Origin of the sequence: Streptomyces africanus, assembly GCF_030816955.1 — a bacterium.
GTDB lineage: Bacteria > Actinomycetota > Actinomycetes > Streptomycetales > Streptomycetaceae > Streptomyces > Streptomyces africanus.
In genome coordinates, this window is sequence record NZ_JAUSYP010000001.1 from 6,615,394 (window position 1) to 6,631,917 (window position 16,524).

The 16,524-nt window shown below is 69.4% G+C and carries 13 protein-coding genes and 2 pseudogenes; 1 reads left to right on the forward strand and 14 read right to left on the reverse strand.

The window, feature by feature from the left end:
• Nucleotides 1-8: 8 nt before the first annotated feature.
• From QF034_RS41605 to QF034_RS30705, 8 genes are all read right to left on the reverse strand, one after another.
• Nucleotides 9-275 (reverse strand): transposase, encoded by a 267-nt coding sequence (locus QF034_RS41605; RefSeq protein ID WP_370880972.1) that lies wholly within the window; start codon nt 273-275, stop codon nt 9-11.
• A 373-nt stretch (nt 276-648) separates the two neighbouring features.
• A complete protein-coding gene (locus QF034_RS30675; RefSeq protein WP_370880868.1) occupies nt 649-1,695 on the reverse strand; it encodes a LacI family DNA-binding transcriptional regulator in 1,047 nt (348 codons plus the stop codon).
• Nucleotides 1,696-1,835: 140 nt separating this feature from the next.
• On the reverse strand, nt 1,836-3,977 hold the full coding sequence (locus QF034_RS30680) for a beta-galactosidase (RefSeq protein WP_307177933.1): 2,142 nt from the start codon (nt 3,975-3,977) through the stop codon (nt 1,836-1,838).
• 81 nt (nt 3,978-4,058) lie between these two features.
• A complete protein-coding gene (locus tag QF034_RS30685; RefSeq protein WP_307177934.1) occupies nt 4,059-5,747 on the reverse strand; it encodes a cellulase family glycosylhydrolase in 1,689 nt (562 codons plus the stop codon).
• A gap of 146 nt (nt 5,748-5,893) precedes the next feature.
• Nucleotides 5,894-7,363, reverse strand: coding sequence for a glycoside hydrolase family 43 protein (locus QF034_RS30690; RefSeq protein WP_307177935.1), 1,470 nt, complete (start codon nt 7,361-7,363; stop codon nt 5,894-5,896).
• Nucleotides 7,364-7,451: 88 nt separating this feature from the next.
• Nucleotides 7,452-8,417 (reverse strand): carbohydrate ABC transporter permease, encoded by a 966-nt coding sequence (locus tag QF034_RS30695; RefSeq protein WP_307177936.1) that lies wholly within the window; start codon nt 8,415-8,417, stop codon nt 7,452-7,454.
• Nucleotides 8,414-9,442 carry an ABC transporter permease gene (locus QF034_RS30700; protein WP_370880870.1) on the reverse strand — a complete coding sequence of 343 codons (1,029 nt, stop codon included), beginning with the start codon at nt 9,440-9,442 and terminating at the stop codon, nt 8,414-8,416. Before QF034_RS30700 ends, QF034_RS30695 begins: the two co-directional genes overlap by 4 nt.
• Complete coding sequence (locus QF034_RS30705) at nt 9,397-10,764, reverse strand: ABC transporter substrate-binding protein (RefSeq protein WP_307177937.1); 1,368 nt, start codon at nt 10,762-10,764, stop codon at nt 9,397-9,399. Before QF034_RS30705 ends, QF034_RS30700 begins: the two co-directional genes overlap by 46 nt.
• A gap of 790 nt (nt 10,765-11,554) precedes the next feature.
• Between QF034_RS30705 and QF034_RS30710 the strand changes: the two genes are divergently transcribed.
• Nucleotides 11,555-11,815 carry a hypothetical protein gene (locus QF034_RS30710; protein WP_307177938.1) on the forward strand — a complete coding sequence of 87 codons (261 nt, stop codon included), beginning with the start codon at nt 11,555-11,557 and terminating at the stop codon, nt 11,813-11,815.
• On the opposite strand, the pseudogene QF034_RS30715 reads toward QF034_RS30710, so the two are convergent.
• The 6 genes and pseudogenes from QF034_RS30715 to QF034_RS30740 form a co-directional block, all read right to left on the reverse strand.
• Nucleotides 11,800-12,106 (reverse strand): annotated as a pseudogene (locus QF034_RS30715) (SDR family NAD(P)-dependent oxidoreductase); the annotation flags it as partial. The gene QF034_RS30710 and the pseudogene QF034_RS30715 sit on opposite strands and share 16 nt — an antisense overlap.
• Before the next feature lie 447 nt (nt 12,107-12,553).
• A pseudogene (locus QF034_RS30720) lies at nt 12,554-13,085 on the reverse strand (RICIN domain-containing protein); the annotation flags it as partial.
• 16 nt (nt 13,086-13,101) lie between these two features.
• Nucleotides 13,102-13,617, reverse strand: a complete 516-nt coding sequence (locus QF034_RS30725; protein ID WP_307177939.1) for a hypothetical protein — start codon at nt 13,615-13,617, stop codon at nt 13,102-13,104.
• A 94-nt stretch (nt 13,618-13,711) separates the two neighbouring features.
• Nucleotides 13,712-14,740, reverse strand: coding sequence for an L-idonate 5-dehydrogenase (locus QF034_RS30730; RefSeq protein ID WP_307177940.1), 1,029 nt, complete (start codon nt 14,738-14,740; stop codon nt 13,712-13,714).
• 20 nt (nt 14,741-14,760) lie between these two features.
• Nucleotides 14,761-15,531, reverse strand: a complete 771-nt coding sequence (locus QF034_RS30735; RefSeq protein ID WP_307177941.1) for an SDR family oxidoreductase — start codon at nt 15,529-15,531, stop codon at nt 14,761-14,763.
• The gene (locus QF034_RS30740) at nt 15,528-16,517 is read right to left on the reverse strand and encodes a 2-hydroxyacid dehydrogenase (RefSeq protein ID WP_307177942.1); all 990 of its coding nucleotides are present in this window, start codon (nt 16,515-16,517) and stop codon (nt 15,528-15,530) included. The genes QF034_RS30735 and QF034_RS30740 overlap by 4 nt, the downstream gene beginning before the upstream one ends.
• Between the last annotated feature and the right edge of the window lie 7 nt (nt 16,518-16,524).

The window sequence follows — 16,524 nt, forward strand, 5'->3', positions numbered from 1 at the left end:
CCATCCGGTCAGGTGCCCAGAGCCTGGCGCAGGGATCGGATTGTGGGCAGCGGCTCGGACCCCTTCGTCCGTGGCCGCTGCACCACCTCGACGTCGATGCCCAGTGCGGCACCATGGTTGAAGATGCTGTTCTGGTAAGGCAGGTACTCCCACGGGAGGCCGGTGCGGTTGACGTAGAGGCTCGCGTTGACGATCTCTCGCAAGTCGTGCACCCGTGCCGCTGTGCCCGGCCCGGTGCGTCTCGCCCGCCAGACGGTGAAGACTGGTTCGATCAGAGCCCAGCGGGGGCGTCGGACACGTCACTTCGGTACGGACGACGAACACTCACGCCTCAGCAACGACCGCCGACGCCACCAGTCACAAAACATCCCAGAACCCCAACCACCCAGATCGGATGGCCTCTTACGGCGGGCGGACCGACAACATAGAGCGAGCAAAGTGAGGCGCGGCCATACGCCGTCCCGCGTAAGGGTTCATGCCCCTGTAGGCGCCACGCTGATGGCTGCCGTCCACGATCTCACACACGCTGCACCTCACCAGGCGGCGACCAGCCGGCCCGGGGTTGCCGCGATGAGCGAAAACAGAAAGAGAAACATAAACACCTCCCGGACCGCCGACTGGCGGCCCGGGAGAGTTGCCGACGCTGTCTCAGCCCTCCGGCGGCGGAGCAGTGCTGTCGCGGACCACGAGCCGCGTGGCGATCTCGAGGCCGAGCTGCGGAACCTTCTCACCACGGCCGAGAGCCAGCGCCAACTCCGTTGCCGCGACCGCCATTTCGGTCAGCGGCTGGCGCACCGTGGTCAGCGGGGGTTCCACCCAGGCCGCGACCGGTACGTCGTCGAAGCCGACCACGCTCAGGTCCTGCGGGACGCGCAGGCCCGCCTCCCGAGCGGCACGGTAGACGCCGAGCGCCTGCATGTCGTTCGTGGTGAAGATCGCGGTGGGCCGATCCGGCCGGGCGAGCAGGGCCTTCGCCGTGGCGTGAGCGTCCTCGCGGCTGAGCTGGGTGCGGACCATCAGATCCGGGTCCACCGGGAACCTGGCCGCTTCGAGCGCGGAGCGGTAGCCCGCCGCCCGGGCCTGGCAGAACGAATGGTCGGGGCCGGTGAGCATGGCGATGCGCCGATGTCCGAGGCCGATGAGATGGCGTGTCGCAGACTGGCCGCCCTTGAAGTTGGTCGTCCCGACGTAGGGGACTCCGTCGGGGAGCTCGTACATCGGGTCGAAGGCGACGTAGGAGATGTTCTTCGTTTTCAGCCGTTCGAGTTCCGCCTCCGAGAGCTGGGCCACCAGCAGGACGCACTGGGGGCGCCGCCCCATGGCGTCGTCGACGGAGGTGTCGAAATCGTGCTGCCCGAAGGTGGAGACCAGGACGCCGACCCGGTTCCTGGCGGCCACCTCCTCCACGCCCTTCAGGATCTCCACCGACCACATGCTGTCCAGCTCACGGAAGATCAGCTCCACGGTCTTCTGGCGATTGCCCGGCGGCTTGCGGTATCCGTGCTTGTTGATCAGCTTCTCGACGCGGGCCCGGGTTTCTTCGGACACACCGGAGCGGCCATTGAGCACTTTCGACACGGTGGGGACCGAGACGCCCGCCGACTCCGCGATGTGCGCGATGGTCACCGACGCCGGCGCCTCGTCCTGCGTGCTTTTCCCGCCCTTCACCGACGTCCTCTCGTCCCTGTCCGCCACGACTGCCTTTCCTCGTTCCCGGTGAGTGCGCCCACCCCGTTCGCACCGTTGGTGAGGCGCCATTCTGGCACCAGCGTGCGAGCGCCGGGTGGCGAGGACGGTCACCGGCACCGGCGTGCGGAGGGCGCGCGTGGCTGGTGTCATCGGTCCTCCGTCGGGGGTGCCGGCTCGGCGGCGAAGACGCGCACGTCCCACGGGCCGAGCGCCACGGACGCACCGGTCGCGACAGCGCCGTCCTCCAGGGCGTCGGTCAGGTCCACCGGAGCCTTGGCGGTGGCCGGATGCCAGCTCCAGTTGTGGATCACGTGGACGCGGCGGCCGTCGGGAGCGGTGCCGGTCGCGACGGTGACCGAGTCCGGCAGGTCCTGCCAGCCGCCGGCCGGGGCCGGGGCCAGCCAGACGGCGAGCGCGCGGGCCAGATCGCGCCCCGGCACGGTGCCGACGCAGGTGACGCGGCCCGCGCCGTGGCGCCGGGTGGTGACGGCGGGCCAGCGCCCGAAGTGCGGGTGATCGTACTCGGCGAGGACCTCGGCATCGTCCACGGCGAGCCCCTCCACCCAGCGGGTGGCCACGGCCCCGGCCGGGAGCCGGAGGGGACTGCCCTGCGCGGCCCGCAGCGGCAGGTCCGCGTGCAGGTTGCTGAACTCGTCGTAGCGCACGCCCGCCGCCTCCACCAGCCGCGCCGGTGTCACCTCGTGGCGTGCCCGCGCCTCGTGGTCGCCGTAACCGGTGCGCGGTCCGAGGACGAGATGGCCGCCCGCATCGGCGTACGCAGCGAGCCAGTCGAGCATGCCGTCGTCCGCCACGTACAGCCCCGTCGCGATGAGCACGGGATGCCGTTCGGCCACCCATTCCGGCGCCATCCCCGCGTTTTGATTGCTCGGGTCGTGCAACTGGCGAGCGTGCAGAATCCGTACCTGGCGCCCCGCCTCGAACGCGCCCCGGTGGAAGGGCTCGAAGAGTCCCTCGTACGAGCCCCCGTCCGGACCGCCGTCGGGGTCGGCCAGCGGCGGGTGTTTGCGCATCAGCCACTTGCTCGGCGCCGAGTACACCATCGCAATGTCGGCGTCCGGCGTGAGCCCGGCGACGAGATCCCCGGCGCGCTCGAAATCCGCACCAAGGCGGGCCAGTTCACGGAAGACGCGGCCCGGACGGCCACTGTGCGGCAGGATGCCACCCCAGAACGTCTCGGCGCCGAAGTGCAGCGTGTGCCAATGCCAGTACTCGATCATGCGGGCGCCGCGCGCGACCAGCGCCCACGCGGCCTGCCGCCACTGCCCGTCGAAGGCGGGGCGGTTGTCCGAGGTGCCGCCGATCGCCTGCGCGTTGGTTTCGGTGATCAGGAACGGCTCCTGGCGCGACGAGTAGATCCGGTCGGCGCTCAGGTGCACCGCCCACGCCCCGTAGGCCATCCATTGCCGCGGCAGCTTCTCGCGCGGCGGCTCGGGCATCGTGAGGCTGTCCTGCATGTCGTAGTACGGGTTGCCCGCGGTGACGTCCAGGGCGTCGGTCATCTCGTCGTCCTCAAGCGCCGGAGAGCCGTAGGCGAGGCACGTGGTGACGAACTGCTCGGGACGCGCGTACTCGCGCACGATCTCGGCCTGCCAAGCGATGAACTCGGTGGTCTGCCGCGCCTGGAACGCCTGCCAGGCCAGGTCGTACTGCGGCTGCGCGTTGCCCTCCGGCGTCCACAGGTCGGCCCACGTGGCCAGCCGGTGCGACCAGTACACCAGGCCCCACTCGCGGTTGAGAGCTTCCACATCGCCGTAGCGCTGCCGCAGGTCGTCCACGAACCGCTGGAAGACCCCGTGATTGTGCGGCAGACGCGCGCCCGGCTCGTTGTCGACCTGGAAGCCGATGACCGCGGGGTGGGAGGCGTATCGCGCCACGATCGCGCGGATCACCCGCTCCGCGTGGAACCGGAACGCCGGATGCGTGATGTCGACCTCCTGACGGGCGCCCCAGCCGGCCGGCTTGCCGGTGGCGTCCTCGGCGGCGATCTCCGGGTACTGGCGGGCCAGCCACGGCGGCACGGCGTACGTCGGGGTGCCGAGGACCACCGAGATGCCGCGTTCGTGGGCGCCGTCGAGGACCGGCTGCAGCCAGTCGAGCTCGAACCGTCCGCTCGTAGGCTCCCAGGTGGACCACACCGACTCGCCGACCCGGATGACGGTGAACTTGGCCTCGGCCATCAGGTCGAGGTCGGTCTTCAGACGCTCGTACGGCTGGTACTCGTGGTAGTAAGCGGCGCCGAACAGGACGCGCGGGGGCAGTGTGGCCATGGGAATTCCTCATGAACGGGCCCCGGCTGTCGGGAGCGGAACGTGCAACCCGGCAGCCGGGACGATTCGGGGGAGCGTGGATCAGGCGGTCGAACCGGTCACCGCGGTACCGGACTTGGTCACCTGGTAGGTGACCTTGGCGCCGCTGTAGAAGTAGAACGTCAGCGTCACCGGGGCGTCGTCACGCAGCGAGGTGAGGAACTTCTCGGTGAGGGTGATGGTGTTGCCCTTGTGGTCGGGGGTGAAGCTGATGTTGAACTCCTGGAACGCCGTCCAGTCGGCGGGCCCCGCGTTGGTGCCGTCGCCGTACTTGGCCTCCATGGTGGCGAGCTGGTCCCCGCGGAACCGGGTGGGGATCGTGAGCGCGGAGGTGGTTCCCTTCGCGCCCGACTGCTGCGGGGCGTCGTACGTCGTCACATGGATCTTCCATGCCTGGCCCCGCGAGAACCGGGCCTGGAGCGTGGCGTTGTCACCGTACGAGCGGTCGCCGACCAGCCGGGTCAGTGCCGCCGCCTTCAGGGTGAGCTTGTCACCGGAGACCGTGTAGTCCGAGCCCGCGGCAAGCCGCTGATTTCCGTGCCAAAGGCCCTGGAACGCAAGGCCGTTGCGGTTCAGCGTGAGCGACTGGTCCGTGATCCGCCCGGACTTGGGGACGAAGAGACGGTCGAAGGACGTCGAACCCGAGCGGGTGGTCCAGCTCGACTTGATCAGGTCGAAGAGCTCCTGGTCCCGCCACTGGAAGCTCTCGCGGTTCAGATAGGCGAAGGGGTCCCACAGGGCGGTGGTCACTCCGGCCCGGCGTGCCGCGTATCCGAAGTGCTCGAAGTACTTCAGGGCCTCGCCCCGCTCGACACGGGAGGGGTGATGGTGGTCCGGCCAGCTGAGCAGCCCGTACTCGCCGAGATAGACCGGGATGCCGCGCGCGACGAAGGTGTCATGCATGCGTGTGAAGGCACCGTCCAGGTCCTTCCGGGCAGCCTCGTCGTAGTGGGTGCCGCCCGCCATGTTCACGCTGAACGGGTACCAGCTGTAGTAGTGCACCGTGGCGATCAGATGGGGGTCGTTCAGGGACCTGATCGTGTTGTGGAGCGTGTCCATGAGCGGTTGGTCGGGTTTGCAGTAGATCGTGGGCAGCACGAGCATGCGGTTGGTGTTCTGCCCGCCCGAGTCGCGGACGATCTTGTGGAACGACGTGTTCAGCTCGTTCAGGAACGTGTCCTTCTGCTCGGCCGTGGCGTTCTCGAACTCGGGCTCGTTGATGCTCTCGAAGAGCAGAGTGCGCGGCTTGTCCTTGAACGTCGACGAGATCTGCTTCCAGAGGGAGTTGAAGCGGGCCATCACGTTGTCGTGGTCGGTGGACATCTTGCCGACCCACTGCCACGAGTCGTGGTGGACGTTGAGCACCACGTAGAGACCCTCGTCCAGCGCCCAGTCGGTGACCTCCTCCACCCGGTCCATGAACGTGGCGTCGACGGCGTACGGGGCGGTGGCGGACTGGTGGTCGGTCCAGGTGACCGGTATACGGACGCTGCGGAAGCCCTCCGCGCGGATCTTCGCCAGGTGCGCCCTGGTGGTGAGCGGGTTGCCCCAGGAGGTCTCGTTCGGGAAGGCGTCCAGGGTGTTGCCGAGGTTCCAGCTGGGCTGCATCGTGGCGACGGCGTCCATGGCCTTGGCCGGGACGCGCGGCTTCTTCGGGGCGGCGTCGGCGGCCGGAGCGGTGAGCCCGGCGCCGAGCAGCAGGCCGACGGCGGCGACGAGTGCGAGCAGCATGTCGGCTATGCGCCTCGGGAGGCGTCTCGCGGCTTGGTGCGACTCTGTCATGTCCCTTGTGTCCCTTTCGGATTCGGGAGGGTTGTGGGGGGTGCTCCGCCTGCGGGACGTGCGTACAGGCGGAAATCCATGGGATGACGGCTTGCTCAGGTCGTCGGCTCGTACGTGAACCAGTCGGCGTGGACGGTGCCTTGGGCGGCGTACAGCCCGATGACGCGGCCCGTGAAGCCGCCGGCCACCTCGGTCGACAGATAGCGGCCGTCGAGCGTGGCGAGTGCGGCGAACGTGCCGTCGGGCTGCTCCACGCCGAGGATGACGACGTCGGGTCCGGTGCGCGCGTCGTGCGGCCGGGGCGGCTGTGTGATCCGTACGGACAGGACGGCCGGGCCCGCGGGCACCGGCAGCGTGGCGACGACGGCCCGCACCGAGCCGACCCGCGAGATGACCCGCGCGTGGATGCCGTCCGTCTCGATGCCGTAGTGGTGCCGCTCGTCGAGGCGGACGGCGAGGCCGCCGACGCCCTGCGTTCCATCGATCAACGCGTCGACCCGGCAGGCAAGTTGTTGCTGTCGGAGGCCGATGAAGACGGCGTCCCGCTCGTCGAGGGACGCGCCGCGGGCCCGCAGGGTCAGCCAGCCGGGGCGCTCCTTGGTGGTGCAGTGCTCGGGGGACCGGTCGCGTACGGAGATCCAGGACGGGTGGAACTCGGGGAGGTCGAAGTCGTCCCGGAAGGGCTCGTCCGCCGCATGGGTGCCGGGCGCGACGATGTCGCCGACGACCGGCCAGCCGTCCTCGGTCCAGGTGACCGGGGCGAGGAACGTCTCGCGGCCCATCACGTGCCAGTCGGGGCCGCCGCCGCGCGGCCGTACACCGAGGAACACCAGCCACCACGAGCCGTCAGGGGCTTGCACCAGGTCGCCGTGGCCGGTGTTCTGCACGGGGTGGTCCGTTCCGCGGTGGGTGAGGACCGGGTTGTGCGGGCACGGCTCGAAGGGGCCGGCCGGGCCGGGCCCGCGTGCGATCGAGACGCCGTGCCCGCGCTCGGTGCCGCCCTCGGCGATGAGGAGGTACCAGTACTCACCGATCCGGTACAGGTGCGGTGCCTCGGGGGCCTTGGCGCCCGGCGCCCCGGACCACAGACGGCGCTCCTCGCCCAGCGTGCGCCCCGTGTACGGGTCGATGGCGACCTGGCTCACACCGGCGTACGTGCACCAGCAGGTGCCGTCCTCGTCCCAGGCGAGGTCCGGGTCGATGCCCTTGACCCCGGGCAGCCGGACCGGGTCCGACCAGGGGCCCGCCGGGTCGGTGGCGGTGACCAGCAGATTGCCGCCGCCCTCCGCGCAGTTGGTGACGATCAGCCAGAAACGGCCGTCGTGGTGGCGCAGTGTCGGCGCGTAGACCCCGCCGGACGACGGCATGCCGACGGGCAGCCGCAGCTGCGCCGGCCTGTCCAGGACGTTGCCGATCCGGGTCCAGTGCAGCAGGTCGCGGCTGTGGAAGAGCGGGACGCCCGGGAAGTACTCGAAGCTGGAACAGACGAGGTAGTAATCGTCGCCGACCCTGCAGACGCTGGGATCGGGATGGAAGCCGGGGATGACGGGCTGGGCGGACACCATGGGCCTTTCCTGGTGGATCGTGGTGGGAGGGGACGGTTCACGAACCCCGTGAGGGCGTACGGCCGCGAGCGCCCGGACATCCGGGCGGTCATCCCTTGATGGCTCCGGTGAGCACGCCGGTGCGGAAGTGCTTCTGGACGAACGGGTAGACGACGAGCAGCGGCACGAGTGTCAGCACGACCACGGCCATCTGCAGCGAGAGGGGAGCGGTCTGCGCGTGTGTCTCGCCGAAGCCGCCATTGGTCTGGCCCGGCAGCCCGATGCCCCGGTTCACGTAGGTGAGGAGCACGTACTGCAGCGGCCACTTCTCGCTCTCCGTCGGCATGTACAACATGACGTTGAAGAAGGAGTTCCAGTAGCCCACCGCGTAGAACAGGGTGATCACCGCGGTCACGGCGCGCGAGGTGGGCAGCACCACGGACCACAGGATGCGCCAGTCACCCGCGCCGTCCACCCGTGCCGCGTCGATGAGCTCGGAGGAGGTCTGCGAGTAGAAGGAGCGCAGCACCAGGATGTTGAAGACGGAGACCGAGCTCGGCAGGATCAGCGCCCAGAACTGGCCGTAGCCGCCGAGACCGGTGACCACCAGGAAGGTCGGGATCAGACCGCCGCTGACGAACATCGTGACGATCAGCAGCCAGAGCACGGCGCGGTGCCCGAAGGAGCCGGACCGGGACAGACCGTAGGCGCACAGCACCGAGACGACCATGGAGACCGCGGTGCCGATCACGGTGATCGCGAGGCTCACCAGAAGCGCTGTGCGCACGGTCGGTTCACCGAGCATCTCCCGATACGCCCGCGCTGTCAGGCCGTCCGGCCACAGCACCAGGCCACCGGCCCGGTTGATGGCACCCGGTGTCGAGAAGCTGGTCACCACGATGATCCACAGCGGGACCAGCACCGTGCCCACCACCGCGGTGAGCGTCAGCACCTTCGCCGCCCGTCCCACGGCGGTGGGTGGTTCCTCCCAGGGCGCGCGCGTCGCCTTCGAGGCGCCTCGGGCCGTCGATGTCGCAGGGGCGGGCCTGCGGCCGATCGGGAATACGTTGGTCATTTGCGGTACAACCCGTCCTCGCCGAAGGCGTGCGCCAGCCGGTTGGCGCCCCAGATGAGCAGCAGCGAGATCACGCTCTTGAAGAGCCCGGCCGCCGCGCCGTAGCCGTAGTTGCCGGTGGCGATGCCGTAGTAGAAGGAGAAGGTGTCCAGCACGTCGGCCGTCTCATGGCCGACAGCGTCACGCTGGATCAGGAACTGCTCGAACCCCACCGTCAGGGCGTTGCCGAGGCGTAGCACCAGCATCAGCATGATGACGCCGCGCAGTCCCGGCAGGGTGATGTGCCAGGTGCGCCGCCACCGGCCAGCGCCGTCGGCGGCGGCCGCCTCGTAGAGCTCCGTGTTGATCGCGGACAGCGCGGCGAGGAAGACGATGATTCCCCAGCCCGCCTCCTTCCACACCGCCTGAGAGGTGACGAGGAGGGCGAAGGTGTCGGGGTCGGTCATGATGTTCCAGGCGCCGATGTCGTGCGAGCGCAGGAATTGGTTGAGCACGCCTGCGCCGCCCAGCATCTGCTGGAAGATCGTGATGGCCAGGACCCACGAGAAGAAGTGCGGCAAGTAGACGATGGACTGGATGACGTTGCGGATCCGCTCGCTGATCACCGTGTTGAGGAGCAGTGCCAGCGCGATGGGGACCGGGAAGAAGAGGATCAGCTGGACGAAGCTGAGATAGAGGGTGTTCTGCAACGACCCCCAGAACTGCGCGTCCTGGAACAGCTGTTGGAACTGGCCGAGCCCGGCCCACTCGCTGGTCCAGATCCCTGTCAGCGGGTCGTAGTACTGGAACGCGGTGACGAGCCCGACCAGCGGTGCGTAGTTGAAGACCAGGAGCAGCATGACCGCGGGCACCGTCATGATCAGCAGCGTCCGGTCCCGGCGCAGCCTCATCCGCCAGGTGAGCCCCTTCGGCTGCGCCGCGCGAGCCCACGGCGAGTGCGGTGCCTTAGGTCGTGCGGAGTGCGGTGCGTCCGTCGTGGTCACTGGCCGGTCCCGTACTTCTCCAGGACGTTCTCGGTCATCCATTGCGTGAGCCGGTCCCCGCCGCCGGCCTTCCAGCCGGCGATCGCGTCCTGAACGTCCTTGACCTTCTTCTTGCCGTGGTAGCAGTCCTTGACGACGTCCTGGACGGACTGCGCGGCAGCGGCCGTGGTCATCGCCTGCGGCATGCTGATGTTCATGTTCCAGAACACCGGCTTGTACAGGCGCCTGACGTTGGTGGCCTGCCAGGCGGCGTAGTCCTTGGTGACGAGATCGGCGCCCTGGTTGCTGATCACGGCGGCGGGTGACGCGAGCCCGGAGTACCCGGCGGACTGGACGTACTTCCTGCCGGCGGCGGTGGCCGTCGGCACGCCCTTCTCCATCGTGTGGTGGACGCCCTCGACGCCGTAGTTGACCATCGTGTACTCGCGGGAACCGTACGGCGCCGCGAGGTAGTCGGCGACGGCGAGGAGCTCCTTGATCTGCTCGGGCTTCAGCCTGGCGTTGAAGTAGCTGATCATGGTGGTCGTGGCGCCCATGAAGGTGCGCGGGGCGCTCTTGCCGTCGGCGGCGAAGACGTCGAACGCGCCGCGCCGGTAGTTCTTGTCGGCCGCTCTGCCGGACTGGTGGTCGGCCAGGTTCCAGGCGCCGGTGCCGCCGCCCGCGACGAGCACCTTTCCGGAGTAGAAGCGAGTGGTGCCGTTGGCGTTGTTGCCGGCGAGCGCGTCAGGGTGCACATAGCCGGACTTGGCGAGCTTGTGGTGCCAGTCGAGGGCCTCCAGGTACTGCGGGAGCTCGAAGGAGTAACGGAGTTTGCCGTCCTCGATCGCCCACTCCTTGGGCAGGCCCCAGAGAGGGTAGAGGTACGTCCACACGTCGTCGAAGGCCCATACCCCGCGCTTGGCGTCGGTCAGTTCCCTGCCGAGGCTCATCAGGTCGTCGACGGACTTGATCTGGTCGGGCGTGATGCCCTTCGGCTCCAGGATGTCGCGCCGGTAGAACGTGGTGCCGGGGACGACGAACCTGCTGGAGAAGCAGGGGATGCCGTACAGTCTGTCGCCCCACGCCCCGGCCTGCCAGGCACCGGTCGGCAGAGCGGCGAGGTTCGGATACTTCTTGATCTTGTCGCCCGACAGGTAGGGGGTCAGGTCGGCGAGCTGGGTGCCGGCCAGCCTGCCCACGTTGATGTTGTTGTTCCACCAGGCGGGCAGCTGGATCCAGTCGGGCAGGCGCTTGGCCGCCGTCATGGTCGGCACGATGGTGGAGTAGTTGTTGCCGTCGGCAGGCTTCATGGTGAGCTTGATGCCGAGGACCTTGTCCATGGCCTGGTAGAACGAGTTGCCCTGCGACGGCACCGTGCCCCACATCGGGGGTGACGGCGGTGTAGCTGCCGCCCCTGCCCGGTACGCCCTCGACAGTGGCGACGTGCTCGGTCGGGTAGCGCAGGAAGCCCGGGTCCGTCACCGCGCCGTCGCTGCCGGAGACAGGGGCGATGTCCGGCTTGACGGGGTTGCGTGGCACGTATGCGGGCAGGGCCGCTTTCAGGCCCGACTTGGTGTTGGCGCCGGTGTGCTGCTTGCCCCCGCCTCCGCAGGCGGACAACAGCGGTGCTGCCATGGCGACTCCCGCGACGGATGCGGCCGTGCCGACGAACTTCCTGCGGCTCAAGTCTTGACTCATGGGGCTGGCCCTCTCGCCTTCGGATCGCGCTCGGAGGGCACTCCGGGCGTCGAAGCGCTTCACATGAGGAGGGAAGGTAGTGATGTGTTTCTATCGAAACAAGAGGTTGAACTCAAAGAAACTTTCTTTCCTTTGAGGCATTGACACTCTATTGCGAGCGATGGGACCGTCGAAACGCGTCGCCAAGTGCCGTTTTTATCCAGTTGGTTGGGAAGTCTGCCCCGAGGACCCGCTCTCCGGCCTGACGTCGGCCGGCTGTCGTTCGGCGATTCGCGATCCCGCGCTGACGCTTTCGAAGCGCTTCGACGACCTGCTGCAACGACTTACGATCGACGAGAGGACCGATCCCACTGCTGCACCCGTGCGCGCCGCCCGTCGAGCGCCCTGTACGGCGGGGCCTGGCTCGGCGAGGCGACGGTCTTGCCGTAGGCGGCACCAACAGCCTTCAGGCGTGGGCGCCCGTGGTGAGCCGGCTGCGTGACCGGCGCCGGCGCCGCCATCGGCGCCCCGGTGACGGGACTGGCCACGCTTCGGCTGCCCCGCCGCTCCACCCCGGTGCTGACCTTGGCCGTCTTCGCCGCCGGTCACGTGATCGCCGCGCTCAGCTCCTCCTTCACCGGGGTTTGCTGGCTGGTTCTTGACGAACTTCATGGCGCCTCACGCACCGGTGCCTACGAGCGGGGCTTGGGGTGCCAGCCGGACGACGGCGTCGTGGCCCGTCCCTATCGGGCGACGTAGCCGCCGTCGACGGGGAGGCCGACGCCGACGACGAAGCCGGCTCCGGGGCTGGACAGCCATAGGACTGCCTGGGCTATTTCCTCGGCGGTGCAGGGGCGGGTTGATGGGCTGGTCGGCCTCGGCTTCGGCGCGGTCGAGTTCTCCCTTGGCGATCATGTCGCTGACACTGGGGGTGTTGATGGTGCCGGGGCAGATGGCGTTGATGCGGATGCCCGAGGCCGCGTAGTCGAGGGCGGCCGAACGGGTCAGGCCGATGACGCCGTGCTTGGCCGCGGTATAGGCCGCCTGTCCCTTGACGGCTCCTGCCGGAGGTACCGCGGGCGGCGGTCGTCGGGAGGGCCAGTCGGAGGTGGGTGGCGCTTTCGGGGGCGGAACAGGCGATCCGATCGTGGCGGCGAAGACGATGACGCCGGCGAGGCGGAAGTCCCGGGCCTCGTCCGCGCGCAGGCCGCCCGGGTGGACGAGGGGTGTGGCGGGAAGGCGGGCCGAGTCCTCTGGGCCGGCGGCCTCTGCCGTCCTGTCAGCGCTTGACCTCATCTCCATCGGTCGAGCGGGGGAGCGAGGTCTCCCAGGCGGACAGCCGACCTGGGGCCGCCGCGCCGGCCGCCGCATCCTTGAGCGTGTCTTCGCCTTCACGTAGCGCGTGGAGGTTGGGTCAGTGAGTCGGCGGGAGCGGATGGGCTGGATGCCCCGAACGGGGCCCGGTGTTGTACACCGGGCCCGAGCGGCCCACCGTGATCAGTCGGCCAGCGTGAACGTCTGGGCAGTTGAGTTGGTGCAGGGCTGCTGGGAGAGGCGAGCGCCGTTGGCGGTGGAGCCGTTGTCGACTGTGAGGCACTTGCCGCTGTCGCGGGCCGTGAAGCGGTACTGCCCGTCGGTGCCGATGGAGTCGGGGCGCCACTGCTGGTTGGTGCCGCCTTCGTAGCTCCACGGGTGGACCTTGGTGCCGTCGACGGTTGCGCCGGGACCGCCGTCGACGTCCCAGACCTTGCTGTCGTACCGGTTGACGACCTGATAGAAGCCATCGTTGATGGGGCGGAACTGCCAGGACTGGTTGGCTCCGGTGCCGCAGGCCCACTGCTGCAGCGCGGTGCCGTTTGCCGGTGCCCCAGTCGGCCGCGTCGAGGCACGCGCCGCTGTCGGCGCCCGCGACGTGGTACCAGGCGGCCGGGTCGATGGTGCCCGTGGGCGGATCGGTGGGATCGCCGTCGGTGCCGTTCCATACGAAGGTGGCGACAGCACCCATGGGCAGGATGTACACGAGGGACTTGGGTCGAGGGAGTCGCTCACCGGAGTGCTGCGGCAGGCCGAACAGGCACGCACGGTGGGCTGGGCGCCCGGCCGACCCCTGAACCGGATTTCAGACGAGGCCCTGCTCGGTCATCGCCGCTGCGGTGAGCAGGAAACCACCCGCGTTCGCGCCCCAGGACGTAGCCCTCCCCGCCGCCGTAGCGGTCGGCGTTCTCGCGGCACAGCGTGTGGATGTCGCTCATCACGAACGCGAGACGCTTCTCGGTCTCCTCGAACGTCCACTGCCGACGGATGGCGTTCTGCTGCTTATCCAGGGCTGAGGTCGCCACACCGCCGGCGTGGTCGCCTTGCCCGGGCCCAAAAAGGACACCCGCCTCCCGCAGAATGGCCGGAAACCCCGGTTGACCTGGACTGTTCCACGGTCGTGGGTCCAGGGCATCCGGAGGATGATCTGCCGTTCCGGCTCGCACATGCGCTCCACGATGCGGGCGTCCAGGTATTCCGGGTGGTCGTCCAGCACCGGCGCGAGTGCCTGGGACCTCGTGGGCCACCTGGTGGAACTCGGGTTCTCCAGGATCGCGGCGTACGAGGTCCGCGAGGACGGCGTCGTGGTGGTTGCCTGCGTTCGCAGGGTGTCCTTGGTCTTCAGGCGTGTGTCAGATCCAGCAGAACCTTGGAGGCGACCGTGCGGTCGTGGGCGATGTCGAAGGCCGCCTGTGCGTCGGGCAGCGGGAAGGTGTGGGTCACGACGGCGTCGACGGGCAGGGGGCCGGCGAGCAGTTCGATCGCCTCGTCGAACTCGGCGTCGAACCGGAAGGCGCCGCGCAGTTCCAGTTCGCGGGTGACGGTGATGTTCCCGAGCAGCGGAACCTCGCCGGGGGGCAGCAGCCCGAGGAGGACGACCGTGCCGCCCCGGCCGGTCCGCTCCACACACGCGCGCAGTCCTGCGGGAGCTCCGGACGCCTCCACCGAAACGTCGAACGGGGCTCCCCAGGCGGGGGCGTCCGGCTCGTCCGCGCGGACGAGCCCGGTGGCGCCGCAGGCCCCTGCGATCCGCAGAGGCGTGTCGATCAGGTCGCTCACCACGATCTCGGCGGCACCCTTGTGGTGCAGGACGGCGGTGACGAGACAGCCGATCGGCCCCGCGCCGGTGACCAGAACACGCTTGCCGCGTACGTCGCCTGCCCGTCGTACCGCATGCAGGGCCACGGACAGCGGCTCGGCCAGTACCGCGCGGCGCAGGTCGAGCGTCGGCGGAAGGGCACGGATCTGTGCGCCCGGGACCGTGACGTGCTGGGCGAATCCGCCCTGGACGTGCGGCGTGCGGGCGGCGCTGCCGAGGTAGCGGGTGTCGGCGCAGACGTTTCGCCGGCCGGAACCGCACTCGGTGCAGTCGCCGCACGGGGTGGCCGGGTGGACGGCCACCGGGGTGCCCACAGCCGGGCCGTCGGCCCCCGGACCCAGGGCGGCCACGTGGCCCACGATCTCGTGGCCCAGCACCATGGGCTCCCGAACGGTGAAGTCACCGACGCGGCCGTGGCGGTAGTAGTGCAGGTCGGATCCGCAGATGCCACCGAAGGCGACGGTGACGGCCACCTCTCCGGGACCGGGCGCGGACGGCGTGAGCTCCTCGACGCGGAGGTCCCCTGCCTTGTGGATGACGCAGGCGTGCATGGTGGAGGTTTCCTTCTCGATCAGAGGACGGAGAGCATGCCGCCGTCCACGTAGAGGACCTGTCCGTTGACGAAGTCCGACGCGGGGGAGGAGAGGAAGATCAGGGCTCCGACGAGGTCTTCGACTGTGCCCCAGCGGCCGGCAGGCGTGCGCCCTCGGACCCAGGCGCTGAACTCCTCGTCGGCCACCAGGGCCGACGTCAGTTCCGTGTCGAAGTACCCCGGGCCGATGCCGTTGACCTGGATACCGAGGGGACCGAGGTCCGCGCACATGCCTTTGGTGAGCATCTTCAGACCGCCCTTGGTGGCCGCGTACGGCGCGATTCCGGGCCGGACCACCTCACTCTGCAGCGAACAGATGTTCACGATCTTGCCGTGGCCACGAGGGGCCATGCGCCGCGCGACCTCACGGCCGACGAGGAAGGCGCTGGTGAGATTGGTGTCGAGCAGGCGGTGCCAGTCCTCGTCGGTGAACTCCAGCAGCGGGGAGCGGTGCTGTGCGCCCGTGTTGTTCACCAGGATGGCGATCGGGCCTGTCTCTTCCTCGATGCCGGCGACGCCGGCGGCAACCGCCGCCGGATCCGTCGCGTCGAACGCGGCGGCGTGCACCCGGTCGCCGTGCAGGGCGGCGAACTCGGCGCGCGTCGTCTCCAGCGCCACGCCGTCACGCCCGTTGAGGACGACCGTGCATCCGGCCTCCAGCAGCCCCGCGGCGAGCGCCTTGCCGATGCCACGACTGGAGCCGGTCACCAGGGCGGTCTTTCCCGCGATGTCGAACGTGGGGTGGCTCATGCGCGCACCCCGCCCGGAACGGCCGCGGTGCCGGGCAGCGGCGTACGTGCGGGACGGTCCTGGAGGACGTCGAGGATGTTGTCGACGGCCAGGTCCACCATGGCGGCGCGGGTGCTGTCCGTCGCCGATCCGATGTGCGGCAGGGTGACGACGTAGGGCTCGGCGACCAGGGGGGACAGCTCCTCGCCCATCGGCTCGCGCTCGTACACATCGAGGCCGGCGGAGTGCAGTCCGCCCTCCTGGATCGCCTTGAGCAGTGCCTCCTCGTCCACAACACCGCCGCGCGAGGTGCTGACCAGAGTCGCCGTCGGCTTCATCGCCGCGAGTTCCCGGTGGGAGATCAGATGCCGCGTCTCCGCCGTGAGCGGTACGTGCAGCGAGACGATGTCTGCCTGGGCCAGCAGCGTCTCCAGGCCCACCGAGATCGAGAGGGGCTCGTCGGCCGCGTACGGATCGTGATGGACCACGCGCATGCCGAAGCCCTGCGCCCGGCGGGCCACCGCACGGCCGATCTGCCCGTAGCCGATGAGGCCGATGGTGGCTCCGTGGATGTCGAGGCCCAGGTAGTCGTGCATCCGGAACAGGTCCCAGTCGCCCTGCGCCAAGCTCGCGGCGGCGGCGCCGAGCCGTCGTCGGGCCGCGAGGATCAGGGCGAAGGTGAGGTCGGCGGTGGTCTCCGCGAGGACACCCGGCGTGTGGGTGACGACGATGCCGCGCTCGGCGGCAGCGGCTCGGTCCACGTTGTCGAAGCCCATGCTGGCGAGTGCGATCACGCGCAGTGACGGGCCGGCGGCGTCCATCAGCGCGGCGTCGACCGGGTCGTTGCCCAGGGCGAGGATGCCGGTGCTCCCGGGGACGATCGCGGCCAGTTCGTCGGGACCGGGCTTGGCGGTGCCTCGCCAGGAGACCACCTCCGCATCGTCGGCCAGCCGCTGCAACCCGAAACCGGGCAGTTCTTCTCGGGTGGCGAGCACGCGAACTGTCATCTGTAAC